We start from the raw sequence: 25263 nt of genomic DNA, 5'->3' as shown, positions 1-25263 counted from the left end.
ACCTCGCAGTAACCGCGGATCAGGTCTTGACCGCGAACAGCTCGGCCTGGTCGGCAGGCGTGATGTCCTTCACGTGCCAGGGCAGGCCCTGCTTGCCGAGCTCGTCGAGGAACGGCTTCGAGGGAAGCTGCTCCACGTTGAACACGCCGCGGCCCTCCCATGCGCCCTTGAACACCATCATGCCGCCCACGACCGGCGGAACGCCCGTCGTGTAGCTGACGGCCTGCGCGCCCGTCTCCTTGTAGCACTGGGCATGGTCGCAGACGTTATAGATGAGCACCGTCTTGCGCTTGCCGTCCTTCTTGCCGTCGATGATGCAGCCGATGGACGTGCGGCCCGTATAGTTCTCGCCGAGCGAGGACGGCGGCGGCAGCAGCTCCTTCAGGAACTCCATCGGGATCACCGGCGTGCCCTTGTACATGACGGGGTCGATGCGCGTCATGCCCACGCTCTGCAGCACGTCGAGGTGCTTGATGTAGTTGTCGGAGAACGTCATCCAGAAGCGGATCTGCTTCAGGCCCTTGATGTTCTGGACAAGGCTCTCCTCCTCCTCGTGATAGATGAGGTAGCTCTTGCGCTGGCCCACTTCCGGATAGTCGATCATGCACGAGATCGACAGCGGATCGATGTCGATCCACTTGCCGTCTTTCCAGTACTTGCCGCGCTGCGTCACCTCGCGGAGATTGATCTCCGGATTGAAGTTGGTGGCGAACGACTTTCCGTGGCTGCCGTCGTTGCAGTCGATGATGTCGATGGTGTCGATGGTGTCGAACAGGTGCTCCTGCGCGTAGGCGCAGAAGATGTTCGAGACGCCGGGATCGAAGCCGCAGCCGAGCACCGCCATGATGCCCTTGTCCTTGTAGCGGTCCTGATAGGCCCACTGCCAGGAGTACTCGAACTTCGCGACGTCGCGCGGCTCGTAGTTGGCGGTATCCATGTAGTGCACGCCGGTCTTGAGGCACGCGTCCATGATCGGCAGATCCTGGTAGGGAAGTGCCATGTTGATCAGAAGATCGGGCTTCACGCGCTCGATCAGCGCGACGACCTCGTCCACCTTGTCGGCGTCAACCTGCGAGATCTCGATCGGCGTCTTGCACTGCTTGGCGACTTTCTCGCAGCTCTCGAGCCGCCGCGAGGCGAGGTGCACCTTTTTGAACACGTCGCGGTTCATGGCGCACTTCTGCGCCGTGACCGAACCTGCCGCACCGGCACCGATGATGAGAACGCTGTCCAAGGCGAAGCTCCCTTCCTGGATGAGAGTTTAACCAAAGAGCTCGCGTGCACCCGCACTTTGAGCAAGCGTGCGCAGATAGGGCAGAACTTCGCGAAATACAACAGCTCAAAGGCCTTTCGTGACCTTTGAGGCGAAGTTTTTTTTCAGCAACCGGAGTGCTGGAGGGGAAACCGTCAAAAAAGCTTCATGCCGGGCGGCAGCGGAAGCCCGCCGGTGACTTCGCTCATCTTCTCCTGGAGCTTGGCTTCGACCTTGGACTTGGCGTCCGACGTGGCGGCCACGATCAGGTCCTCGACGATCTCGGCTTCCTCGGGCTTGAGCAGGGAAGGGTCGATGCGGACGCGCTTCATGTCACCCTTGCCGCTGAGCGTGACCGACACCAGGCCGCCCCCGGCCGAGCCTGCAACCTCGAGCGCGCCGAGCTCCTCCTGGAGGCGCTGCATGCGGTCCTGCATGTCCTTGACCTGCTTCATCATGCCCATCAGGTCTTTCATCGGTGCTCCTCTCGGCCGGCAGTAAAGGCAGTTGGCAGTGAGGCAGTCAGGGGAAGGCAAGGCGCCATCACGACTGCCCACTGCCTCACTCCCTACTGCCCGAACCTGAATCCTAGATCATTTCTTCTCGGCCCGCACCGCGTCATGTCGAATCCCGAGGTATCCGCGCCCACTCCGCGCCCGCCCGCCGGAAGAGGTCCATCGACGACCTGAATTTCTTGGCGTCGAGCTCGCCGAGGATGTCCTCGAGCGGCACGTTGCGGTGCGACAGGACGAGGTCCGTACATGCCTTGAGCCGCGGTCCGAGAATGGGATGGGCGAGATAGGCGCGTGCTTCATCCAGGGAGGCAATCGCGTAGCGCTCAGACATGGCGCTGCGGCCGAGCCCGGTCTCCTGAGGGAAGATGAACCAGATCCAGTGCGTGGTCTTCCGCCCCGCGCGAAGCTCGCGCAACACGGTCTCGTAGACCAGCGATTGGGCATCGACGAAGCGCTGCAGATCGAAGGCGTCATCCATGCGGGCGGCTCCTCCTTTGCCGAAGGTAGTGCCGGAGAGTGCCAGCCGGTTCCATCGCCCAGAAAAGAACGGCCGGGCGATCCCCGGCCATCCTCCCGATCGGATGTCGCTGAGCGTGCGCGCCTACTTGGGCGGCTCCGGCTTCTTCTTCTTTTCGATGATCTTGAAGTTGGTGTCGACGGAGACCGTGTAGACGCCGTCCGCGCATTGCGCTCCGGAAATGTCGTAGCGGCCATCACCGGAGTGGATCTCGCCGAGCTTGCACCCGTCGGCTTCGAGGGACTTGGTGATCCCGTCAACTGTCGCCTTGGAGAACTTGCCCTCCGAAGCGGCGAGAACAGGCCCAGCCGCGAGCAGCAACGCGGTGGCCGAAAGTGCGAGTGAGCGCATGCATATCTCCCTGAACAGTCGCCGGTGCGATCACCGGCGAAGAGGCGCGCGCTATAACATTGTTACATTTGTCGGGGCAGGGGAGCGTTTCCCGCCAGCAAAAATCGGGATCATTTCCCGTTTAGGGCCGACGCCATAAGCAGTGCGGCATCGCAGAAAGTAAGACGCAAGCGAATCTCCCCTACCGCCTGCTGCCTGCTGCCTGCTGCCCACGGCCTCACTCCACCCGACGACCCTCGTCATCCCGCCTTGCTGTCGTCGTCCCGGCGCGCGATTGGCTTCACGGGCGAAACCTCTGCGTCCGGAAAGGCGCCGAGCACGGCCGCGACGGCCGGATGGCGTTTCAGCGCTGCGATCTCCTCGGCCTCGCGCTCACGCCGCACCTGACCGATCGGCCGTTCGCCCGGCGTCTTGGAAAGCACCACCACCCAACGGCGGCTGGTCCACTTGTTGAGCTTCTCGCGCAGGTCGTTGGCGATGTCGGGAGAGGCGCCCGGCAGCAGGAAGAGATCGATTGCGCCTGCAATGCCGTCGTACTTCACGAGGCTCACCTGCTCTTCGAGCGAGACCTTGAGCTTGGCGTCGCGCCGCTCGCCGACCAGCGTGACGACGTCGGCGAACGTGTTGAGGGGGCGGAGCACCGTCCCGCCGGCTGACGGGGCGATGCGGTCGCCCTCGTCGTCGCTCCCCTCCTCATCCAGAAGCTCAGCCGGGAAATCGAAATCCCGGTCTTCCTCCGGCAGGAGGTCGAGGTCCATTTCCGGAGACGCTGTTGCGCGGGGTTGCTGCCCACCCTCTGCTTCGGCGGTCGCGCCCGCGCCGTTGCGGGCGGCGTCGGAGGCGGCCGGACGCTCGCTGCGCCGCCGCTCCGGTGCCCCTCCGAGGGCGCGAATGATCTCGTCGGGCGGAGGGAGGTCCGAGGTGTGCGCGATGCGGATCAGCACCATTTCGGCCGCAGCCAGGGGATTGGGCGCCTTTCCGGCTTCGTCGAGCCCCTTGAGCAGCATTTGCCACAGCCGCGCCAGCAGCGGCATGGAAAGCCGTTCGCCAAGCGCACCCGCGCGCCGCTTCTCTTCCAGTGCCAGCGCTTCGCCCGCCGCGTCCGGTCCCACGGCCTTGATGCGCGCGGTGATGTGCACGGCTTCGGCGAGATCCGCGAGCACCTGGCTCGCATCCGCGCCGTCGTGAAAGAGGCCGTCCAGCGCCTTGAGCGCCTGCGCGATCTCGCCCGCCACCAGCGTTTCGAGAAGATCGAAGATGCGTCCCCGGTCGGCGAGGCCCAAGAGCGCGCGAACGGAGGCGGCCGTGACCACGCCGCCGTCGTCCTCGCTCGGGCCGAACGAGGTGGAGATCGATTGATCGAGGATCGAGAGCGCATCGCGCACGGATCCTTCGGCCGCGCGCGCGATGAGCGTCAGTGCGTCGTCGTCCGCCGCCGCGCCCTCGTTCGCGACGATTGACTTCAAGTGCTGCGACAGCCGTGGCACGTCCACGCGGCGCAGGTCGAACCGCTGGCAGCGCGAGAGCACCGTAACCGGCACCTTGCGGATTTCCGTCGTCGCGAAAATGAACTTTACGTGCCCCGGCGGCTCCTCGAGCGTCTTCAGGAGCGCGTTGAACGCGCCCTTGGAGAGCATGTGGACCTCGTCGATGATGAACACTTTCGTGCGCGCGGAAAGAGGCCGGTAGCGCGCGCTTTCGATGATCTCGCGGATGTTGTCGACGCCGGTGTTGGATGCGGCGTCCATCTCGATCACGTCGGGATGGCGGCTCTCCATGATTTCGAGGCAGTGCCGCCCCGGCACCGGCATGTCGATGGTGGGAGCATGGATCGTGTCGGTCTCGTAGTTGAGCGCGCGCGCCAGAATGCGGGCCGTCGTCGTCTTGCCGACGCCGCGCACGCCTGTCAGCATGAAGCCGTGCGCGATGCGCCCGGACCGGAACGCATTGCGCAGCGTCCGCACCATCGTTTCCTGGCCGATCAGGTCATCGAACGTCTGCGGACGGTATTTGCGCGCAAGCACGACGTAAGGCTTGGCCGGCGCCGTTGCCTCGCCGCTGCCCGTCGTCACGTCATTGTCCGATTTCTTCTTGGCCATCCGCCCCGCCCACTCTGCGCTCAATTGTAGAAGCAGGGGGACATCGCTTCGGCCCGAAGGGCCCAGGCCACAAGGTGGCCCGCGGCGAGCCGCGCCCCCGCGAAGGACCAACCGGCGCGGCTTGGCCGCGTCGGGCGACAGGCCCGTGAGCGAATAAAGAGGCTGACGAACGACCCGTGCACCTGTCGTTAGGGCTGCTTCCTTCCGGACCTGACCCGGTTGGCGACGTACTCGTCCGCCGCCAGCCTCCGGGCGGAATATGGCGTCTTGCCGAGGGGGTGGCAAGCCTTGCCGTCAGGATTATCCCTGGCTGGCCTGTCCCCGGGCGGCACGAGCCTTAACCGGGTTCTTAACGGATACTGGTGAAACGACGGAAATCCTGGCACAATCTGTGGACGCATTGAGGGGGGAGTTGCTCCACATGATCGACAATTTGTTTCTGTTGGCGGTAGCCGCGCTGGGTTGGGGCCTCTCGCTCGCGACCTACAGCATCGTTGCCCGGCGGCAGGAATGGCCGATGGGAGCACTCCAGATCGACTTCCCCGCCGTGCCTGTTTTGATCGGGCTGTTCGCGATTTCGAACGCGCTCTGGTTCGCCGCCACCCGCGGCACCGAGGCAGGCGGTTGGGTCATCGTACTTTTTGGCATACTGCTCGCCGTCTTCTGGACGGGATTTCTGCGCGTCGGATCGCAGATCTCTCTCTTCCTCGCACCTGTCGCGACCGTGCTTCTGATCACCGGCTGGCTCAACTCGCCGCTCGCGTGAAAGATTTGCGACGATCGCCTCTCCAATCTGCGATCTCCGCGATCATCTCTGACGCCAGAGATCGGATTTCTTGACCTTAGTCAGTGCGTCGAATCTCCCTGTGATGTTCATGCGATTGCGCGTGGGAGCAACGCCGTGTGTGCTTGCTTTCGCGCTGCGATAGACGTAGTGGAACACTAAGCTGCTGCGGGGGTGTTGCATGAAGAGGTAGCGCGTGATCGGGCGTTCTCGGCCCAGATCGCGTCGTGCTGCCTCGGAACCCCGCGGGTGATCCGTAGAGGGGAGCCAGCATGGCCGTCCGCCGCCTTCATCCCGACCAGCCGCATGGCTTCTCGTTCACGCCCGAAAATCTCGCGTGGGCGAAGGAGACCATCGCCAAGTATCCGGTCGGCAAAGAGGCATCCGCAATCATTCCGTTGATGTGGCGCGCACAGGAGCAGTCGGGCGGCTGGCTCCCGGAGCCCGCGTTGAGATACGTCGCCGACATGCTCGGCGTCGCCTACATCCGCGCCTACGAGGTCGCGACCTTCTATACGATGTTCCAGCTTGCACCTGTGGGCACCAAGGCCCACGTCCAGGTATGCGGCACGACACCTTGTATGTTGCGCGGTGCGGAAGCGCTGATCGACGTTTGCAAGCGGCGCATCTCCGAGCATCCCCATGAGCTGTCCGAGGACGGCCAGTTCTCGTGGGAGGAGGTGGAATGCCTGGGCTGCTGTGCCAACGCTCCTATGGTGCAGATCTGGAAAGACACTTACGAGGATCTGACGCCGGAGGCGCTCGAGAAGATCCTCGCGGCCTTCGCGCGCGGGGCTCAGCCGAAGGCGGGATCGCAGATCGGCCGCAAGACGTCGGCCCCCGAAGGCGCCGTCACGACGCTGGTGGATCCGGCGCTATACGACGGTTCGCAGATCGGCGCGTGGCGCGCTCGCTTTCCCGAGTTGCAGGACGAGGGAGCCGCAGCCGGCTCTCAGCCCGCAGACAAATCCAAGGGGTAGATCAGGATGCTACTCGAGGACAAGGATCGCATTTTCCGTAACATCTACGGGTTTCACGACTCGGGCCTCAAAGGCGCCATCTCGCGCGGCTCGTGGGATGGCACGAAGTTCTTTATCGAAAAGGGACACGACTGGATCATCTCCGAGGTAAAGACCTCGGGCCTGCGCGGCCGCGGCGGTGCGGGCTTCCCCACCGGCCTCAAGTGGAGCTTCATGCCCAAGGCCGATCCGCGCCCCTCCTATCTCGTGATCAACGCCGACGAGAGCGAGCCGGGATCGTGCAAGGACCGGGAGATCATGCGCAATGATCCCCATCTTCTGATTGAAGGCGCGCTCCTTGCGGCCTTCGCGATGCGCGCCCACACGAGCTACATCTATATCCGCGGCGAGTTCATCCGCGAGCGCGAGCGTCTCCAGCGCGCCATCGACGAGGCCTACGAGGCCAAGCTGATCGGCAAGAACAACGTGCACGGCTGGGACTTTGATTTCTACATCGCCCACGGTGCCGGTGCTTACATCTGCGGCGAGGAGACGGCGCTTCTCGAAAGCCTCGAAGGCCGCAAGGGCCAGCCGCGCCTGAAGCCGCCGTTTCCGGCCAACGTCGGCCTTTACGGCGCGCCGACCACGATCAACAACGTCGAGAGCATCGCTGTCGTCCCGGACATTCTGCGCCGCGGCGGCCACTGGTTCGCGGCCCTCGGCCTGCCCAACAACACCGGCACCAAGCTGTTCCAGATCTCGGGCCACGTGAACCGCCCCTGCGTCGTCGAGGAGGAGATGGGCATTCCGCTCCGACAGTTGATCGACGAGCATTGCGGCGGCGTGCGCGGTGGTTGGAGCAACCTGCTCGCGGTGATCCCGGGCGGCTCCTCGATGCCGCTCATTCCGGCCGATCTCTGCGAAACGCTGACCATGGACTTCGACAGCTTGACGAAGCTCAAGTCGGGTCTCGGAACGGCGGCCATTATCGTGCTCGACAAATCGGCCGACGTCATCAAGGCCATCGCGCGCATCGCGTACTTCTACAAGCACGAGAGCTGCGGCCAGTGCACCCCCTGCCGTGAAGGCACGGGATGGATGTGGCGCGTCTTGGAGCGTATGGCGCGGGGCGAGGCGGAGAAGAGCGAGATCGACAAGCTGTTCGACGTTTCCAAGCAGATCGAAGGTCACACCATTTGCGCGCTGGGCGATGCGGCCGCCTGGCCTGTGCAGGGATTGATCCGCCATTTCCGGCCGGTTATCGAGGCCCGGATCGACGCCTATCAGGCTGCGCACAAAGAGGCGGCGGAGTAAGCCCACATGCCGAAGCAACTCATCATCGACGGCAAGCTGATCGAGGTCGAGGACGGCATCACGCTGCTCCAGGCGTGCGAGCAGGCGGGCGCCGAGATCCCGCGCTTCTGCTACCACGAGCGCCTCTCCATCGCCGGCAACTGCCGCATGTGCCTCGTCGAGGTGCAGGGTAGCCCCAAGCCCATCGCCTCGTGCGCCATGGGCGTGAACGATCTGCCGCCCAACCGCGATAACTCGCCGAAGGTGATCAGCACGCAGAGCGCGACCGTGAAGAAGGCGCGCGAAGGCGTGATGGAGTTCCTGCTGATCAACCATCCGCTCGATTGTCCGATCTGCGATCAGGGCGGCGAGTGCGATCTCCAGGATCAGGCGATGGCCTACGGCTCCGGCGGCTCGCGCTTTGTCGAGAACAAGCGCGCCGTCGAGGACAAATACCTCGGGCCGCTGATCAAGACCTCCATGAACCGGTGCATCCATTGCACCCGCTGCGTCCGTTTCATGACCGAGATCGCGGGCGTCGAGGAGCTCGGCGCCATCGGCCGCGGCGAGGACATGGAGATCACCACCTATCTCGAGCGCGGCATTCTCTCCGAGATGAGCGCCAACGTGAACGATCTCTGCCCCGTCGGCGCGCTGACCCACCGCCCGTGGGCGCACAACGCGCGCCCCTGGGAGCTGCGCAAGACCGAGAGCATCGACGTGATGGACGCGCTCGGCTCGGCGATCCGCATTGACGTGCGCGGCCGCGAGGTGATGCGCATCCTGCCGCGCAACAACGACGCGGTGAACGAGGAATGGATTTCCGACAAGACGCGTCACGTCGCCGATGGCCTCAGAACGCAGCGGCTCGACCAGCCGTACGTTCGCAAGGACGGCCGGCTCGTTCCCGCCACCTGGACCGAGGCTCTCGAGGCGGTTGCGGCGAAGATCAAGGCCACGTCACCGGACCGCATGGCGGCCATCGCCGGTCCGCTCGCCGGTGCCGAGGAGATGTTCGCCCTCAAGGATCTGTTCGCGCGGCTCGGCTCGACCAACGTCGATGCCCGCGAGGACGGCGCCAAGCTCGATCCCGCGCTTGGCCGCGCGAGCTATCTCTTCAATAGCACCATCGAGGGGATCGAGCGGGCGGACGCCATCCTGTTGATCGGCACCAATCCGCGCCTCGAAGCCGCCGTGCTTAACGCGCGTATCCGCAAGCGCTGGCGCCAGGGTGGCCTTGCCATCGGCCTCGTCGGCGAGCAGACGGATCTCGCTTATCCGTATGACTATCTTGGCTCCGGCGGTCAGACGCTGCGGGAGCTGGCCGACGGCAAGCACCCCTTCGCCGCCAAGCTTCAGGGTGCGAGCACGCCGCTCGTTATCGTGGGCGCCGGTGCGGTCGCACGGGCGGACGGACGCGCGGTGCTCGCCGCAGCGGCCCGGATCGCCGCCGCTGCCACCCAGGGCAAGGATCCCTCCTGGAACGCCTTCAACGTACTGCACACGGCGGCTTCGCGTGTCGCGGCTCTCGATATCGGCTTCGTGCCCGCCAAGCCGGTCACGACCGGCGTCGATACCTTCGTTGCGGCAGCAGAGAGCGGTGCGCTGGACTTCCTGTTCCTGCTTGGCGCCGACGACATCGACATGAGCCGTCTCGGCAAGGCGTTCGTCGTCTACCAGGGCAGCCATGGTGATGCCGGTGCGCACCGGGCAGATGTGATCTTCCCGGCCGCGGCTTACGCTGAGAAGAGCGCCACCTACGTCAACACGGAGGGCCGCGCGCAGATGACAGCGCGCGCCGCGTTCCCGCCGGGCGACGCGCGCGAGGACTGGACAATCATACGCGCTCTCTCACCGCTGGTGGGCCACACGCTGCCCTACGACTCGATCAACGTGCTCAGGGCCGATCTCTACAAGCACGCGCCCGTCCTGGCCGCGCTCGACCGTGTCACGCCGGCCGACGCAAAGGCTGTCGCGGCACTGGCCGACACCAAGGAAGCCGTCAAGGACGAGCCCTTCCGCTCCGCGGTCAAGGACTTCTATCTCACCAATCCGATCGCGCGCGCCTCGGCCGTCATGGCCGAGATGAGCGCGCTCAAGAAGGCGGCCGGTAAGGCTGCCGGCTTGGCAGCGGCGGAATAAGGAGCAAGCGACCGGCATGTCGAGCGAAACCATCACAATGCTCTGGGACTACGCCATCTGGCTCGCCATCGCGGTAGGCCTGTCGCTGCTCGTCATCGTGGGGCTCCTGGTCTGCATCGCGTTCCTGCTGCTCATGGACCGCAAGGTCTGGGCGGCGGTTCAGATGCGCCGCGGTCCCAACGTCGTCGGCCCCTTCGGCCTGTTTCAGTCGTTCGCCGACCTCTTGAAGTTCGTGTTCAAGGAAGCCGTCATTCCCGCGGGTGCCGACAAGGGCGTGTTCCTCCTCGCCCCCCTCGCGACGGCGACCTGCGCGCTCGCCGCGTGGGCCGTGATCCCCATGAACCAGAACAGCTGGGGCACCTGGGTCATCTCCGACCTCAACGTGGGCATTCTCTACCTGCTCGCCATCTCCTCGCTCGGCGTCTACGGCGTCATCATGGGCGGCTGGGCCTCGAACTCGAAGTATCCCTTCATGGGCGCACTGCGCTCGGCCGCGCAGATGATCTCCTATGAGGTGTCACTCGGCTTCGTCATCATCACCGTGCTCCTGATCGTGGGCTCGCTCAACCTGACCACGGTCGTGACCTCGCAGACGACCGGCATCGGCACCTCGCTCGGGCTCCCGGCATCCGCGCTCGATTGGTACTGGCTGCCGCTGTTGCCGATGTTCGTGGTGTTCTTCATCTCCTCCCTGGCCGAGACCAACCGCCCGCCCTTCGACCTTGTCGAGGCGGAGAGCGAGCTCGTCGCCGGCTTCATGGTCGAATACTCGTCGACGCCCTACCTGCTGTTCATGCTCGGCGAGTACGTCGCCATCACCACCATGTGCGCGCTCGCCACCATCCTGTTTCTCGGCGGGTGGTTGCCGCCGCTCGACATCTGGCCGCTGAACATGGTTCCGGGGATCTTCTGGTTTGCCGCCAAGGTCGTGTTCATGTTCTTCATGTTCGCAATGGCCAAAGCCATGGTCCCGCGCTATCGCTACGACCAGTTGATGCGCCTCGGCTGGAAGGTGTTCCTTCCGCTGTCGCTCGCGATGGTCGTCGTCGTCGCCGGTGTGCTGCAGTTCCTGAGATCGGCATAGGAGAGCTCACCCATGCGTTTGGCCCTTGGGGTGAAATCGCTGTTTCTGGCGGAGTTCGTCTCGGCGTTCTTCCTCGCCATGCGCTATTTCTTCGCGCCGAAGAAGACGCTGAACTATCCGTTCGAGAAGGGGCCCCTCTCGCCGCGCTTCCGTGGCGAGCACGCGCTGCGCCGCTATCCGAACGGTGAGGAGCGGTGCATCGCCTGCAAGCTGTGCGAGGCCATCTGCCCCGCACAGGCGATTACCATCGAGGCTGGCCCCCGCCGCAACGACGGCACGCGCCGCACGACCCGTTACGACATCGACATGGTGAAATGCATCTACTGCGGCCTGTGCCAAGAGGCCTGCCCGGTGGACGCCATCGTCGAGGGACCGAATTTCGAATTTGCGACCGAGACGCGCGAGGAGCTCTACTACTCGAAGGAGCGCCTGCTCGCGAACGGTGACCGCTGGGAACGCGAGATCGCGAAGAACATCGCGCTCGACGCCCGGTATCGGTGAGGGATTGGCCTCCTTCCGCGGGCGGAAGGAGGCGGTTGGGACGCGTGGAAACGCGAAGGACCGTGGAATGGCACTGACGGCGATCTTTTTCTATCTCTTCGCGGTCCTGGCACTGGCCTCCGCGGCGACGGTCATCGTCGCCAAGAACCCGGTGCACGCCGTGCTGTTCCTCATCCTGACGTTTTTCAATGCGGCGGGACTGTTCATTCTGCTCAACGCCGAGTTCCTGGCGATGCTGCTCATCATCGTCTACGTCGGCGCGGTGGCGGTGCTGTTCCTGTTCGTCGTCATGATGCTCGACGTCGACTTCGCGGAGCTGCGCGCGGGCTTCATCAAGAACGCGCCCGTGGGGCTGCTGGTGGGCGGCGTGGTGCTGGCCGAGCTTGTGGCGCTTCTCGCGGCGCGCGGCATCGGCCCGGTCGCGAGCACTCTGGTCGCCCAGCCGATCCCGCAGGATCTGAGCAACACCGAAGCGCTCGGGCGGATCCTCTACACCAAGTACATCTACTTCTTTCAGGGCGCGGGCCTCGTGCTGCTGGTCGCCATGATCGGCGCGATCGTGCTGACGCTGCGGCACAAGGAAGGCGTGAAGCGCCAGTCCATCGCCGATCAGGTCGCGCGCGGACCCGCTACCGCGGTCAAGATGGTCAAGGTTGCCTCGGGCGGCAGCGCTATTCCCGACTCGAAGTCGGACCACTAGCGCACGCGAGAGCAACAGGGGGAACGGAGGGAAGGCATGGAGATCGGGCTCGCACATTACCTGACTGTCGCGGCGTGCCTGTTCACGCTCGGCATGTTCGGCATCTTCCTCAACCGGAAGAACGTGATCATCATCTTGATGTCGGTCGAGCTGATGCTCCTGGCCGTGAACATCAACCTCGTCGCCTTCTCGCATTTTCACGCGGATCTCATCGGCCAGGTGTTCGCGCTCTTCGTGTTGACGGTCGCCGCAGCCGAGTCCGCGATCGGGCTTGCCATCATCGTCGTCTACTTCCGCAACCGCGGCTCCATCGCGGTTGAGGACATCAACATGATGAAGGGGTGACCGTGAGCAGCAGGCAACCGGCAGCAGGCAACAGCAATGGCGCGCGGTTCGGGCGCGGGGCGGCACAGCCGCCCGCAGCCCACCGCCTGCTGCCTGGGAGAATCCAATGATCTACACCGCAATCGTTCTTCTGCCGCTCACGGGTGCGCTGATCGCGGGGCTCTTCGGCCGCCTGCTCGGGCCGCGCCCCTCCGAGATCATCACCACCGGCCTTATGATGATCACGGCCGTGCTGTCGTGGGTCGTCTTCGTCCGTGTCGGCTTCGATGGAGAGACGGCGCGCGTGCCGCTCTTCCGCTGGATCACCTCCGGCGAGCTCGACACCGCCTGGGCGCTGCGCATCGACACGCTCACCGCCGTGATGCTCGTCGTGGTGACGACCGTTTCCGCGCTCGTGCACCTCTACTCGATCGGCTACATGCACGAGGACGACAGCCGTCCGCGCTTCTTCGCCTATCTCTCACTCTTCACCTTCGCCATGTTGGCGCTCGTCACCAGCGACAACCTTCTTCAGATGTTCTTCGGGTGGGAAGGCGTGGGTCTCGCCTCCTACCTGCTGATCGGCTTCTGGTACAAGAAGCCGGAGGCCAATGCCGCCGCCATCAAGGCGTTCGTCGTCAACCGCGTGGGTGACTTCGGCTTCTCGCTCGGCATCTTCGGCCTGTTCGCGATGACGAGCTCGATCAACCTGGACGCTGTGTTCGCGGCTGCGCCTGCGCTCGTCGGCAAGACGATGTCGTTCCTCGGCTACGATCTCGACATCCTGACGCTGATTTCGCTGCTCCTGTTCATGGGCGCGATGGGCAAGTCCGCACAGTTCCTGCTGCACACGTGGCTGCCGGACGCCATGGAAGGCCCCACCCCGGTGTCGGCCCTCATTCACGCCGCCACCATGGTGACCGCCGGCGTGTTCATGGTCGCGCGCCTGTCGCCGCTCTTCGAGCTGGCACCGGCGGCGCTCCAGGTGGTCGTGTTCATCGGCACCATCACGGCCTTCTTCGCCGCGACTGTCGGCCTCGTGCAGAACGACATCAAGCGCGTCATCGCTTATTCGACATGCTCGCAGCTCGGATACATGTTCGTGGCCTGCGGCGTCGGCGCGTATGGCGCAGGCGTTTTCCACCTCTTCACGCACGCCGCCTTCAAGGCGCTTCTGTTCCTCGGCGCCGGCTCGGTCATTCACGGCATGCACCACGAGCAGGACATGCGCCGCATGGGCGGGCTGGCGAAGAAGCTGCCCATCACCTGGATCATGATGCTGATCGGAACGCTCGCGCTTACCGGCGTTGGCATTCCCCATGTCGGCGGCTTCGCGGGCTTCCACTCGAAGGATGCCATCATCGAGGCGGCCTATGCCGGTCACACCCCGAGTAACTATGCCTTCTGGGTGCTGGTCATCGCGGCCTTCATGACGTCGTTCTACTCGTGGCGGCTCATCTTCCTCACGTTCCACGGCCAGACGCGCGCTGATCATCACACCTATGATCACGCGCACGAAAGCCCGTGGGTGATGCTGATCCCGCTGTTCGTCCTCGCCACCGGCGCCGTGTTCGCGGGTATCGCCTTCCAGCATTACTTCCTCGGCGAAGGCTATGCCGATTTCTGGCGCTCCGCGTTGTTCGAGGCGCCGGGCAAGGACATCCGTCACCACATGCACGAGGTTCCGGGCTGGGTTCCCCTTGCGCCGACCGTGGCCATGCTCTCCGGCCTCGGCCTTGCGGTCCTCTACTACATCGTGGCCCCATGGCTCCCGGAAGCCACGGCCCGCACCTTCCGTCCGCTCTACTTGTTCCTTCTCAACAAGTGGTACTTCGACGAGCTCTATAACTTCATCTTCGTGCGTCCCGCCTTTGCGATTGGCCGCTTCCTTTGGAAGGGTGTCGATGGCGCCGTCATCGATGGAACCATCGATGGCACCGCGAAAAGCGTGCTGTGGGGAACGGGCCGCATCATCAAGCTGCAGACTGGTTACGTATATCACTACGCCTTCGCCATGCTGATCGGCGTTGCGGCCATTCTGACGTACTTCATCCTGGCAGGCGGCGGGGGAGCCCCATGAGCATCGCAGGAGCTCCCATTCTATCTGTCGTGACGTTCCTGCCGTTGGCGGGCGCGCTGTTCGTGGCACTCCTCTCGCGTGAGGCTGTGCAGAACATCCGCTACGCCACGCTCTGGACCACGCTCATCACCTTCGCGATCTCTCTGCTCATCTGGATCAACTTCGATCCGAACACGGCAGGCTTCCAGTTCGTGGAGGAGCGCGAGTGGCTTGGCCCCATCAAGTACAAGATGGGCGTCGACGGCATCTCCATGCTGTTCGTCATCCTCACGACGTTCCTGATGCCGCTCTGCATCCTGGCGAGCTGGCAATCCATCGAGGATCGCGTCAAGGAATACATGATCGCCTTCCTCGTGCTGGAAGCGCTGATGATCGGCGTGTTCTGCGCGCTCGATCTCGTGCTCTTCTATCTGTTCTTCGAAGGCGGCCTCATTCCGATGTTCCTCATCATCGGCGTCTGGGGCGGTCCGCGCCGCGTGTACGCGAGCTTCAAGTTCTTCCTCTACACCTTCCTCGGCTCGGTGCTGATGCTGCTCGCCATGATGGCCATGTACTGGCATGCGGGCACCACCGACATCCCGACCCTGATGACGACGAAGTTCCCGGCCGACATGCAGTTCTGGCTGTGGCTCGCCTTCTTTGCCTCGTTCGCGGTCAAGATGCCGATGTGGCCGGTTCACACCTGGCTTCCGGACGCGCACGTGGAGGCGCCGACTGCGGGCTCCGTCATTCTTGCAGGCATCCTGCTCAAAATGGGCGGCTACGGCTTCCTGCGCTTCTCCCTTCCCATGTTCCCGGACGCCAGCGCGACGCTTGCGCCGCTTGTGTTCGCCATGTCGGTGATCGCAATCGTCGCCACCTCGCTCATCGCGCTGGTGCAGGAGGACATCAAGAAGCTGATCGCCTACTCGTCCGTCGCCCACATGGGCTTCGTGACCATGGGCATCTTCACCTTCACGCAGCAGGGCATCGACGGCGCCATCTTCCAGATGCTGTCGCACGGTCTCATCTCGTCGGCGCTCTTCCTCTGCGTCGGCGTCGTCTACGACCGTCTGCATACGCGTGAGATCAAGGCCTACGGCGGCCTGGTAGAGCGGATGCCGATCTACGCCGTCATCTTCATGGTCTTCACCATGGGCAACGTAGGTCTCCCCGGCACCTCCGGTTTCGTAGGCGAGTTCCTCACCCTGCTGTCGTCGTTCAAGGTGAACACCTATGTGGCCTTCATCGCCACCACGGGCGTGATCCTGTCGGCGGCGTATGCACTCTATCTCTACCGGCGGGTCGTTTTCGGTCCGCTGGAAAAGCCGTCCCTCAAGGCCATGAAGGATGTGAACGCGCGTGAGATCGCGATCCTCGCGCCGCTCGTCATCCTCACCATCCTGTTCGGCTTCTACCCGGCACCCATTCTCGACGTGACGGCCGTATCCGTGAAAGCGCTCGTGACCTCGCTCGAGGCCGCGAGCCAGGCCGCAGCGCTTGCGAACTAGAGCACCAAGGACTAGGCCACATGCCTGTTGAGCTGACGAGCTACACCGCCGCCCTTCCCGAGATCATCCTCGCCGCGGGCGCAATGGTCCTGCTCATGCTTGGCGCCTTCGGTGCCGAGGCGGACGAGCGTGCGGATCGCGTCGGCTGGCTCGGAATTCTCGTCCTGTTCGTCACGGGCGTCGCGCTTCTGTCCCAGACGGGCACCGAGCGCGCGTTCAACGACGCGTTCATCTCCGATCCCTTCGCCCGCTTCGTGAAGCTGCTCGTGCTCGTGGGCTCGGGTGCCGCCATCGTGCTCTCGTTTGACGACATGCGCCGCGCGCACGCGAACCGCTACGAGACGCCGGTGCTCATTCTGCTGTCCACCGTCGGCATGATGATGATGATCTCGGCGAACGATCTCATCGCGCTCTATCTCGGCCTCGAGCTGCAGAGCCTCGCGCTTTACGTGCTGGCCGCCATCCGCCGCGACGATGTCCGCTCGAGCGAGGCGGGCATGAAGTATTTCGTTCTCGGTGCGCTGTCGTCGGGCATGCTGCTGTATGGCGCTTCGCTGCTTTACGGCTACACCGGCACCACCACGTTCGCGGGGATTGCCACGGCCGCCGCCGCGCCGGGAGCCGCCACCAATCTCGGCCTGATCGCAGGTCTCGTGTTCCTGCTCGTGGGCCTCGCGTTCAAGATTTCGGCCGTTCCCTTCCACATGTGGACGCCTGATGTCTACGAAGGCGCGCCGACGCCCATCACCGCCTTTTTCGCCGCAGCGCCCAAGCTGGCCGCACTCGCCCTTCTGGCGCGCGTGCTGTCGGAGCCGTTCGGCGGCATGGAAGTGCAGTGGCAGAAGATCGTCATCTTCCTTGCCATCGCGTCGATGCTGCTCGGTGCCTTTGCCGCCATCGGCCAGACGAACATCAAGCGCCTGATGGCCTATTCCTCCATCGGCCATGTCGGGTTCGCGCTCGTCGGTCTCGCGGCGGGCAGCGAGGAGGGCATTCAAAGCCTGCTGATCTATCTCGCGATTTATCTCGTCATGACGCTCGGCTCGTTCGCCTGCATCCTTGCGATGCGTCGCGAGAGTGGCCCCGTAGAGGAGATCAGCGAGCTGTCCGGCCTTGCCGAGACGGACCTGCCGATGGCCTTCACTCTGGCCATGCTGCTGTTCTCGCTGGCAGGCGTTCCCCCGCTCGCGGGCTTCTTTGCCAAGTTCTATGTCTTTGCGGCGGCCGTTAAGGCGGAGCTCTACGGGCTCGCCATCATCGGCGTCCTGTCGAGCGTCGTCGGCGCGTTCTACTATCTGCGCATCGTGAAGGTGATGTTCTTTGACGACGCGAAGCCAGCCTTCACCACGACAGCGCCGTATGTCCGCGTGGTGATGATCGGCGCAGGCCTCTTCGTTCTGCTGTATGCGATCTATCCGTCGCCGCTGATCGATGCTGCCGCAGCGGCAGCCAAATCGTTCAGCTTCTGACGCGACGAGTCGGCCGCGCAGCCATCGCCGGTGTGAGCCGGGCGCGATCGCGCGCGGATCAGACCTCGAACTTCACGCCGACATCGTAGCCCTTGCGCCAGATCACGACGCACTCGACGTCGAGCTTTTCCATGGGCGCGATGAGCTTGAATCGGTCGGGAAGCTCGGGATTGCCGACGGGGCGAAGGCGCGCGCCGACTTTCGACACGTCCCGCAGTACGACGGTATGCTCGCGGCCGCTCACTTGGATCAGGCCGGCTTTGTTTGTAGGTTTGCGAGATGCGGAGCGGGCCGTGATAGACATAGTGCTTCCTGAGATGCGCTGTCGTTTTGGGCGGCCACCATTTTTTGCCTGCCAGCCCTAATTCTTGATCGATGTCATATATGATATATTTCAGGTGTTTAATGACGGCTTACCGAGGGGACGGGATGAGATGTCGCATTCCGTCAGGTCTCAGCCGCGCACGCGGACGGATCTCAACCTAATGACGGCTTTTCGGATCGAGCACCTCGCAGAGGCGGATTCGACCAACGCGGAGGCCATGCGGCGCGCGGTGGCGGGCGAGCGAGGCCCCCTCTGGATCGCGGCCGATCGCCAGACGGCTGGCCGGGGTCGCTCAGGGCGAAGCTGGTCGTCCGAGCCGGGAAATCTCCAAGCCAGCTTGCTAGTTACGCTCAAGGCGCCTGCACCCAAAGCCTACCAGCTTTCCCTCGTTGCGGGCGTTGCCGTCTTCGACGCCATCGGCGCGGCCGATATGAAAGGCGCGCCATCCGGTATGCGCCTCAAGTGGCCCAACGACATCCTGATCGGGGGCGAGAAGGCCGGTGGCATCCTGATCGAGAGCAGCGCCGTCCCCGCTGGCCTCGCCGCTATCATCGGCGTGGGGATCAACATCCGCTCTTCTCCTGAGCTGCCGGACCGTCCGACGACCAGTTTGGCCGCCCATGGCGTGTCGCCGTCTCCCGAGGTGCTGCTTGCCGCGGTCGCCACCGCCACCCAGATCTGGCTCGAAACGTGGGACGAAGGCGCTGATTTTGCCGCCGTCAGGGAGGCTTGGCTAAATCGCGCCCATCCTATAGGGGAACGCATGAGTATCCACACCGGCTCGGAGCGGGTTTCCGGCGCCTTCCTTGGTCTCGACCCGGAAGGTGCGTTGACGCTCGAAACGGAAAGCGGCGTACGGCGATTTACGTTCGGAGACGTCTCGCTTTCGCGCTGATCGGGATCGCGGTTCAAGAAAGAAAAGACAGAAGGCGGCGAATGCCTGAAGAGCGCACGAAACGGGGCCGGCCTCACGGGCAGGACGAGCTGGTCTTCCTGGCCCTCGGCGGCCTGGGCGAGATCGGCATGAATGCCTATCTCTATGGCTATGGACCGCCCGACGCGCGCAAGTGGCTGATGGTCGATCTCGGCATCACCTTTCCCGAAGGCGAGGACGACCCCGGCATCGACGTGATCTTCCCGGATCTCCGTTTCATCGAGGAGGAGCGGAGCGCGCTCGCCGGCATCGTCATCACGCACGCGCACGAGGATCATATCGGCGCCGTGGTGGATCTCTGGTCGCGCCTCGGCGTGCCGGTCTACGCCACGCCCTTCACGGCTGGGATGCTGAAGGCGAAGCTCGCGGAGTACGGCGGCAAACATGCGATCCCGATCCGCGAGGTCAAGCTCAACGGCCGCTTCCAGGCCGGTCCGTTCGACGTCGAGTTCATCGAGATGTCGCACTCCATTCCGGAGAGCAGCGCCCTCGCCATTCGTACGCCCGCGGGTCTCGTGCTCCATACCGGCGATTGGAAGCTCGACCGCACCCCCCTGATCGGCGGCGCGCCCGATGAGAAACGCCTGGCCGCGTTGGGCGATGAAGGCGTGCTCGCCATGATCTGCGACTCCACCAACGCCATGCGCGAAGGCCAGTCGCCCTCCGAGCGTGATGTCGCCAAGTCGCTGACCGCTATCGTGAAGGAGGCGCCCCATCGCGTCGCGGTGACGACCTTCGCGTCCAACGTTGCGCGCGTGAAGGCCGTGGCGGATGCCGCCCGCGCCGCGGGCCGTGAGCTGGTTGTCGCCGGCCGCGCCCTCCATCGCGTCATCGACGTTGCGATCGATACTGGTTACCTGCCGCAAGGCTTCCGCTACGTCGATCAGCAGCAGTTCTCGGAGTACAAGCGCTCCAACGTGGTCTGCCTCTGCACCGGCAGCCAAGGCGAGCCGCGCGCCGCCATGGCGCGTATCGCCGAGAACGAGCACCCCGACATCTCGCTCGACAAGGGCGATCTCGCGATTTTCTCCTCGCGCACCATCCCGGGCAATGAGAAGGCCGTCGGCTGGATTCAGAACAGCCTCGTGCGTATGGGGGTCGAGGTCCTCACCGACAACGAGGCCCTGGTTCACGTCACGGGCCATCCTCGCCGCGACGAGCTGCGCCAGCTCTATGCCTGGACGCGCCCGCGGATCGCCGTGCCGATGCACGGCGAGGCGCGCCATCTCAAGGCGCACGCTGAGCTCGCGCGCGAAGCCGGTGTCGCGGAGGTTCAGGTTGCCTACAATGGCGAGATCGTGCGCCTCTCGCCCGGCCCGGTGCGCATCGTCGATGACGCGCCCGTGGGGCGCCTGTTCCGCGACGGCAATCTGATCGTCCCCTCGGGCGACGGCCCTGTGCGCGAACGGCGCAAGCTGGCCTTCGTCGGCATCGTGGTCGTAGCGCTCGCGCTGTCGCGGCGCGGCGAGCTGATGGCGGAGCCGCAGATCGCCATCGACGGCGTGCCCGCCGAGGACGCGGGCGGCGAGCCCATGGGCGAAATCGTGCTCGGAACTGTCGAGGGCACTCTGAAAAGCATCCCCCGCGATCGCCGCCGCGACATCGAGATGGTCGCCGAGGCCGTGCGCCGGGCCGTGCGGAGTGGAGTGGCCGATGCCTGGGGCAAGAAGCCTATTGTCAAGGTGCTGGTGAGCGTGATCGAAGGAAAGGGCTGAGCGCGGCTCGGCTCCTATTTTGGTTACTGAGATCGGGGAAGTCGGAGATGATTGGACGCTTGAACCACGTGGCCATCGCGGTCAAGGACCTGGCCGCCGCGACTGCGGTGTACAAGAACGCCCTCGGAGCCGTAGTGACGGATCCGCTTCCGCAGCCGGAGCACGGCGTTACGGTCGTCTTCGTGACGCTCCCCAACACTAAGATCGAGTTCCTCGAGCCGCTCGGCGCCAACTCGCCGATCGCCAAGTTCCTCGAGAAGAACCCCGACGGCGGCATCCATCACGTCTGCTACGAGGTGGAGGACATTCTCGCCGCGCGCGATAAACTGAAGGAGCAGGGCGCCCGCGTGCTCGGCGACGGCAACCCGAAGATCGGCGCCCATGGCAAGCCGGTGCTGTTCCTGCACCCCAAGGACTTCTGCGGAACGCTGACGGAGCTGGAGCAGGTCTAGGCTCCGGGCAGACCCAGCACCACCGCCCTGGAAGGGAGACTGAGATGACCGTTAGCCTCGGTATCGCGCTCTACATCATGATCTGGTGGCTCACGCTGTTCGCCGTGCTTCCCTTCGGCGTGAAGACCCAGGGCGAGGTCGGCGAGGTGGTGGAGGGAACGCCCGCCAGCGCCCCGGCCACGCCGCGCATCCTGCGCACGCTTTTCATCAACACCATCGTCGCGGCAATCACATTCGCCGCGGTGTGGTGGGGCCTGCAGTATGATTGGCTCGGGCTTTACATTCCCGGTGAGATGAACGTGCCCGGCGGCGTCATTCGCTGACGCTTTACGCTCATGTTTCGGGGGCCTGAAATGCAAAGAGCAAGGCGACTGCCTTGCTCTTGCCACTCGGCGGCGCTTTTCGCGCCGTCTGCTCTTTTCTGGCTCGAAGTTCCCAGAGACTAGCTCCGGCCCTCAGGCCTTTTTTCTCCCTAGACTTGGGCCCCGAGCCATCTGGATCATTTGGCCTCGCCCCTGTCACGTGAACGAGCGCACCATAACCGAACGGCGGCGCTATGTCACGGGGCAAGGTACAAAAAAACGCAGATGCCCAAAGCTGATGCGGACCCCTGCTCGCGATTTGGCTTCCCTCGGGATTTGCCGTCCGATTGGGCAATCCACGGGCGGTTTTCAGATGCTTGATTGCCCTTAACCCCAATCCTGGCTATTGACGGCCCCGGAGCTTTCGAGAGCCCCGCTGGCGGCCCGCAAGGGCCTCCGTGCGCCCTCCCGGCCGCGTTTGCGCCGCAACCTAAGACATGGCCCATGCATCTTTCGCGCTTTTTCCTGCCCGTCCTCCGCGACAACCCCAAGGAAGCAGAGATCCTCTCGCACAAGCTGATGCTGCGGGCTGGAATGGTTCGCCAGTCGGCTGCCGGCATCTACTCGTGGCTGCCCCTCGGTCTCAGGGTTCTGAAGAAGATCGAGAACATCGTTCGTGAGGAGCAGAACCGGGCCGGTGCCGTCGAGCTGCTCATGCCCACGATCCAGTCCGCCGATCTCTGGCGCGAGAGCGGGCGCTACGAGGCATATGGCAAGGAGATGCTGCGCATCACCGATCGCCACGATCGGGACATGCTGTTCGGCCCCACCGCCGAGGAGGTCATCACCACGATCTTCCGCGACAGCGTGAAGAGCTACAAGGACCTGCCCAAGAACCTCTACAATATTCAATGGAAGTTCCGCGACGAGATCCGCCCCCGTTTCGGCGTGATGCGCGGCCGCGAGTTCCTGATGAAGGACGCCTATTCCTTCGATCTTACCAAGGATGCGGCGCGCGCGGCCTACCGGCGCATGTTCGTCGCCTATCTGCGCACGTTCGCGCGCCTGGGCCTGCGCTCCGTTCCCATGCAGGCCGACACCGGCCCCATCGGCGGCGATCTCTCGCACGAGTTCATCATCCTGGCGGAAACCGGCGAAAGCCAGGTGTTCTGTCACAAGGACCTGATCGAGGGAGAGATCCCCGGCGCACATACGGATTTCACGGGCGATCTGACGCCGATCTTCGACCAGTGGACCTCCCTCTATGCTGCCACCGAGGAGAAGCATGATCCCGCGCGCTTCGAGAGCGAGGTGCCGGCCGATAAGCGTGTCTCCGCCCGCGGCATCGAGGTCGGCCACATTTTCTACTTCGGGACCAAATATTCGGAGCCCATGGGGTGCCGGGTGCAGGGGCCCGATGGTCAGCAGGTGACGCTCGAGATGGGATCTTACGGCATCGGCGTGTCGCGCCTCGTCGGCGCGATCATCGAGGCGAGCCACGACGACGCGGGCATCGTATGGCCCGTGCCCGTCGCGCCGTTCGAGGTCGCCGTGGTCAATCTTAAGGCTGGTGACGAGGCAACCGATGCGGCGGCCCTCGACGTGAAGGCACGCCTCGAAGCGGCCGGAGTGGATGTGCTCTACGACGACACCGACGAGCGGGCGGGCGCCAAGTTCGCCACCATGGACCTGATTGGCATTCCCTATCAGGTCATCGTCGGTCCCAAGGGCGTGAAGGCGGGTGAGATCGAGATCAAGGACCGCAAGACCGGCGCGCGCGAGACGCTGCCGATCGAGGTCGGCCTCGAGCGCACCATTCGAAGCGTCATAGACCAACGCGTTCTCGCCTGAGAGCGACGCAAAAAAAGAGGGGGCGCCGCATGGCCGCATCGATCGACACGAAGCCTTTCGCGCCGTTCGAGTGGCTGCTCGCCTCCCGCTACTTGCGGGCGCGCCGCAAGGAAGGCTTCATCTCCGTCACGGCCGCCGTCTCGTTTCTCGGCATCATGCTGGGTGTCGCCACGCTCATCATCGTGATGGCGGTGATGAACGGCTTCCGCAAGGATCTGTTCGCCAAGATCCTGGGCCTCAACGGCCATGTGGTCGTCTACAAGATCGGCGCGCCGTTCAACGACTACCCCGACATCGCCAAGGCCGTTGCGAAGGCCAAGGGCGTGGAGCGCGCCATCCCTCTGATCGAAGGCCAGGTGATGGTGTCCTCGACCGTGCAGGCGGCCGGCGCCGCCGTGCGCGGGATCACCGAGGGCGATCTCAAGGCGCTGAAACTCGTCTCCGACAACATCCGCTACGGCACCCTGGATGGCTTCGACCAGTCCGGCGGACTGGCCATCGGCATGCGCCTCGCCAACTCGATGCGGATCAACGTGGGCGACAGCATTACGATCATCTCGCCGCGCGGAGCAGCGACGCCCTTCGGCACGGCGCCCCGCTCGAAAACCTATCCCGTGACGGCGATCTTCGAGCTCGGCATGTCGGAGTACGACAGGACCATGATCTTCATGCCGCTGTCGGAAGCCCAGCGGTATTTCTCGAAGATGGGCGAGGTCGATATCCTCGAGGTCGTCATCCAGGACCCCGAGGCGGTGGATGAGGCGGCGCGAAGTATACGCACCGAGGCGGGCCCCACCATCAATGTGACGGACTGGCGACAACGCAACGAGACGTTCTTCACCGTGCTCGAAGTCGAGCGCAACGTGATGTTCATCATTCTCTCGCTGATCGTGCTCGTCGCCGCGCTCAACATCATCTCCGGCCTCATGATGCTGGTGAAGGACAAGGGGCGCGACATCGCGATTCTGCGAACGATGGGCGCCACAAAAGGCGCCGTCATGCGCGTGTTCCTGATCACCGGCGCCTCCATCGGCATCGTCGGCACCCTCGCGGGCCTCGTTCTCGGTGTCGTGTTCTGCTCGTACATCGAGGAGATCCGCCAGTTCGTCGCCTGGGTGGCAGGCACGAAGGTGTTCGATCCCAACGTCTACTATCTCACGCGCTTGCCGGCCGACATCAATCCGGTTGAGACGGCGTCGATCGTCGCCATGGCCATGACGCTCTCGGTCCTCGCCACGCTCTATCCCTCGTGGCGCGCTTCACGGCTCGATCCCGTCGAAGCGCTTCGGTACGAGTGAGGAGGGCGCCATGCTGGACATGAACGCACAGCACATCCCCGTCCTCCGCCTGATCGGCCTTCAGCGGACCTTCCACCAGGGCACGCGCGAGATCAACGTTCTGGCCGGTGCCTCCCTCGACGTCTGGCCCGGCCAGTGCGTGGCCCTCGTCGGTCCCTCGGGCACGGGTAAGTCCACGCTACTGCACATCGCGGGCCTGCTCGAGACGCCGGACGCGGGGCATGTTGTTATCGCCGGACGCGATTGCGCAACGCTCGACGATCAGGACCGAACCCGTATCCGCCGCGCGGAGATGGGCTTCATCTATCAGTTCCATCAGCTGCTGCCGGAGTTCTCGGCGCTCGAGAACGTCGCACTGCCGCAGATGTTGCTCGGCCGCTCGCGGCGCGAGGGCGAGGAGCGGGCGAGCAAGCTGCTCTCCTCCATGGGCCTCGCCGAGCGTCTCGATCACCGCCCCGCGCAGCTCTCGGGCGGCGAGCAGCAACGCACGGCGATCTGCCGGGCGCTCGCCAACCGGCCCCGCCTCATCCTGGCCGACGAGCCCACGGGCAACCTCGATCCGCGAACCTCGGAGCTGGTGTTCCACGAGTTGATCGGCCTGTTCCGCAGCGAGGGCGTGGCGGCCCTTATCGCCACCCACAACCTGGACTTGGCGCGACGAATGGACCGCGTCGTGGTGCTCGACAGCGGTCATCTGGTCGAAATTTCGCCGCAAGCCGTGTAACAATCGGCGCCTAAACATCCCTGTTTCTTCCCTCGGAGGCTTGTTTCCGGGGGAACAGCGCCTGATGGGCGCACGCGCGATGATGACCTTGGGTCCGGTTTC

At 64.3% G+C, this 25263-nt stretch carries 24 protein-coding genes and 1 other RNA gene; 18 read left to right on the top strand and 7 right to left on the bottom strand.

The window, feature by feature from the left end:
- Positions 1–19 precede the first annotated feature (19 nt).
- The 6 genes from PE058_RS18115 to ffs all read right to left on the bottom strand — a co-directional run bounded on the left by PE058_RS18115 (position 20) and on the right by ffs (position 4984).
- Entirely contained in the window at positions 20–1234 is a 1215-nt protein-coding gene (locus tag PE058_RS18115) for a saccharopine dehydrogenase family protein (RefSeq protein ID WP_020085088.1), read from the bottom strand.
- Between the two features lie 173 nt (positions 1235–1407).
- Positions 1408–1728 carry a YbaB/EbfC family nucleoid-associated protein gene (locus PE058_RS18110; RefSeq protein ID WP_020085089.1) on the bottom strand — a complete coding sequence of 107 codons (321 nt, stop codon included), beginning with the start codon at positions 1726–1728 and terminating at the stop codon, positions 1408–1410.
- Positions 1729–1870: 142 nt separating this feature from the next.
- The gene (locus PE058_RS18105) at positions 1871–2245 is read right to left on the bottom strand and encodes a DUF1810 domain-containing protein (RefSeq protein WP_271029006.1); all 375 of its coding nucleotides are present in this window, start codon (positions 2243–2245) and stop codon (positions 1871–1873) included.
- A 123-nt stretch (positions 2246–2368) separates the two neighbouring features.
- Positions 2369–2635, bottom strand: a complete 267-nt coding sequence (locus PE058_RS18100; RefSeq protein WP_020085091.1) for a hypothetical protein — start codon at positions 2633–2635, stop codon at positions 2369–2371.
- A gap of 239 nt (positions 2636–2874) precedes the next feature.
- Positions 2875–4734, bottom strand: coding sequence for a DNA polymerase III subunit gamma/tau (locus PE058_RS18095; RefSeq protein WP_020085092.1), 1860 nt, complete (start codon positions 4732–4734; stop codon positions 2875–2877).
- A 154-nt stretch (positions 4735–4888) separates the two neighbouring features.
- Positions 4889–4984, bottom strand: an RNA gene (gene ffs, locus PE058_RS18090) — signal recognition particle sRNA small type.
- Positions 4985–5155: 171 nt separating this feature from the next.
- Between ffs and PE058_RS18085 the strand changes: the two genes are divergently transcribed.
- From PE058_RS18085 to nuoN, 11 genes are all read left to right on the top strand, one after another.
- Positions 5156–5500 carry a hypothetical protein gene (locus PE058_RS18085; RefSeq protein ID WP_020085093.1) on the top strand — a complete coding sequence of 115 codons (345 nt, stop codon included), beginning with the start codon at positions 5156–5158 and terminating at the stop codon, positions 5498–5500.
- 290 nt (positions 5501–5790) lie between these two features.
- Positions 5791–6498 (top strand): NADH-quinone oxidoreductase subunit NuoE, encoded by a 708-nt coding sequence (gene nuoE, locus PE058_RS18080; RefSeq protein WP_020085094.1) that lies wholly within the window; start codon positions 5791–5793, stop codon positions 6496–6498.
- Positions 6499–6504: 6 nt separating this feature from the next.
- Entirely contained in the window at positions 6505–7791 is a 1287-nt protein-coding gene (nuoF, locus tag PE058_RS18075) for an NADH-quinone oxidoreductase subunit NuoF (protein ID WP_020085095.1), read from the top strand.
- A 6-nt stretch (positions 7792–7797) separates the two neighbouring features.
- Positions 7798–9912, top strand: a complete 2115-nt coding sequence (nuoG, locus tag PE058_RS18070) for an NADH-quinone oxidoreductase subunit NuoG (RefSeq protein ID WP_271029005.1) — start codon at positions 7798–7800, stop codon at positions 9910–9912.
- A gap of 37 nt (positions 9913–9949) precedes the next feature.
- Entirely contained in the window at positions 9950–10996 is a 1047-nt protein-coding gene (gene nuoH / locus PE058_RS18065) for an NADH-quinone oxidoreductase subunit NuoH (protein WP_040498021.1), read from the top strand.
- 12 nt (positions 10997–11008) lie between these two features.
- Positions 11009–11497, top strand: coding sequence for an NADH-quinone oxidoreductase subunit NuoI (nuoI, locus tag PE058_RS18060; protein WP_020085098.1), 489 nt, complete (start codon positions 11009–11011; stop codon positions 11495–11497).
- A gap of 67 nt (positions 11498–11564) precedes the next feature.
- Positions 11565–12197, top strand: a complete 633-nt coding sequence (locus PE058_RS18055; RefSeq protein WP_020085099.1) for an NADH-quinone oxidoreductase subunit J — start codon at positions 11565–11567, stop codon at positions 12195–12197.
- A gap of 36 nt (positions 12198–12233) precedes the next feature.
- Entirely contained in the window at positions 12234–12542 is a 309-nt protein-coding gene (gene nuoK / locus PE058_RS18050) for an NADH-quinone oxidoreductase subunit NuoK (RefSeq protein WP_020085100.1), read from the top strand.
- 106 nt (positions 12543–12648) lie between these two features.
- On the top strand, positions 12649–14601 hold the full coding sequence (gene nuoL / locus PE058_RS18045; RefSeq protein ID WP_271029004.1) for an NADH-quinone oxidoreductase subunit L: 1953 nt from the start codon (positions 12649–12651) through the stop codon (positions 14599–14601).
- Positions 14602–14603: 2 nt separating this feature from the next.
- A complete protein-coding gene (locus PE058_RS18040; protein WP_156827315.1) occupies positions 14604–16091 on the top strand; it encodes an NADH-quinone oxidoreductase subunit M in 1488 nt (495 codons plus the stop codon).
- Positions 16092–16111: 20 nt separating this feature from the next.
- The gene (gene nuoN, locus PE058_RS18035) at positions 16112–17560 is read left to right on the top strand and encodes an NADH-quinone oxidoreductase subunit NuoN (RefSeq protein WP_020085103.1); all 1449 of its coding nucleotides are present in this window, start codon (positions 16112–16114) and stop codon (positions 17558–17560) included.
- 58 nt (positions 17561–17618) lie between these two features.
- On the opposite strand, the gene PE058_RS18030 is transcribed toward nuoN, so the two are convergent.
- A complete protein-coding gene (locus PE058_RS18030) occupies positions 17619–17864 on the bottom strand; it encodes a PilZ domain-containing protein (protein ID WP_271029003.1) in 246 nt (81 codons plus the stop codon).
- A 181-nt stretch (positions 17865–18045) separates the two neighbouring features.
- On the opposite strand from PE058_RS18030, the gene PE058_RS18025 reads away from it, so the two are divergent.
- The 7 genes from PE058_RS18025 to PE058_RS17995 all read left to right on the top strand — a co-directional run bounded on the left by PE058_RS18025 (position 18046) and on the right by PE058_RS17995 (position 25161).
- Positions 18046–18780, top strand: a complete 735-nt coding sequence (locus tag PE058_RS18025) for a biotin--[acetyl-CoA-carboxylase] ligase (protein WP_271029002.1) — start codon at positions 18046–18048, stop codon at positions 18778–18780.
- A 41-nt stretch (positions 18781–18821) separates the two neighbouring features.
- Positions 18822–20534 (top strand): ribonuclease J, encoded by a 1713-nt coding sequence (locus PE058_RS18020; protein WP_271029001.1) that lies wholly within the window; start codon positions 18822–18824, stop codon positions 20532–20534.
- 47 nt (positions 20535–20581) lie between these two features.
- Positions 20582–20986 carry a methylmalonyl-CoA epimerase gene (gene mce, locus PE058_RS18015; protein WP_020085107.1) on the top strand — a complete coding sequence of 135 codons (405 nt, stop codon included), beginning with the start codon at positions 20582–20584 and terminating at the stop codon, positions 20984–20986.
- Between the two features lie 44 nt (positions 20987–21030).
- A complete protein-coding gene (locus PE058_RS18010; RefSeq protein WP_020085108.1) occupies positions 21031–21309 on the top strand; it encodes a DUF1467 family protein in 279 nt (92 codons plus the stop codon).
- Between the two features lie 483 nt (positions 21310–21792).
- Entirely contained in the window at positions 21793–23139 is a 1347-nt protein-coding gene (gene proS, locus PE058_RS18005; RefSeq protein ID WP_020085109.1) for a proline--tRNA ligase, read from the top strand.
- A gap of 29 nt (positions 23140–23168) precedes the next feature.
- Positions 23169–24437 (top strand): lipoprotein-releasing ABC transporter permease subunit, encoded by a 1269-nt coding sequence (locus PE058_RS18000; RefSeq protein ID WP_020085110.1) that lies wholly within the window; start codon positions 23169–23171, stop codon positions 24435–24437.
- Between the two features lie 10 nt (positions 24438–24447).
- Positions 24448–25161 (top strand): ABC transporter ATP-binding protein, encoded by a 714-nt coding sequence (locus tag PE058_RS17995; protein ID WP_020085111.1) that lies wholly within the window; start codon positions 24448–24450, stop codon positions 25159–25161.
- Positions 25162–25263 lie beyond the last annotated feature (102 nt).

The sequence above is a fragment of the Hyphomicrobium sp. DMF-1 genome (assembly GCF_027886585.1).
In the GTDB taxonomy this organism is placed as follows: Bacteria; Pseudomonadota; Alphaproteobacteria; order Rhizobiales; family Hyphomicrobiaceae; genus Hyphomicrobium_C; species Hyphomicrobium_C zavarzinii.
Note: the sequence above shows the minus strand (reverse complement) of the source record. Positions and strands in the feature narration are given on the sequence as shown.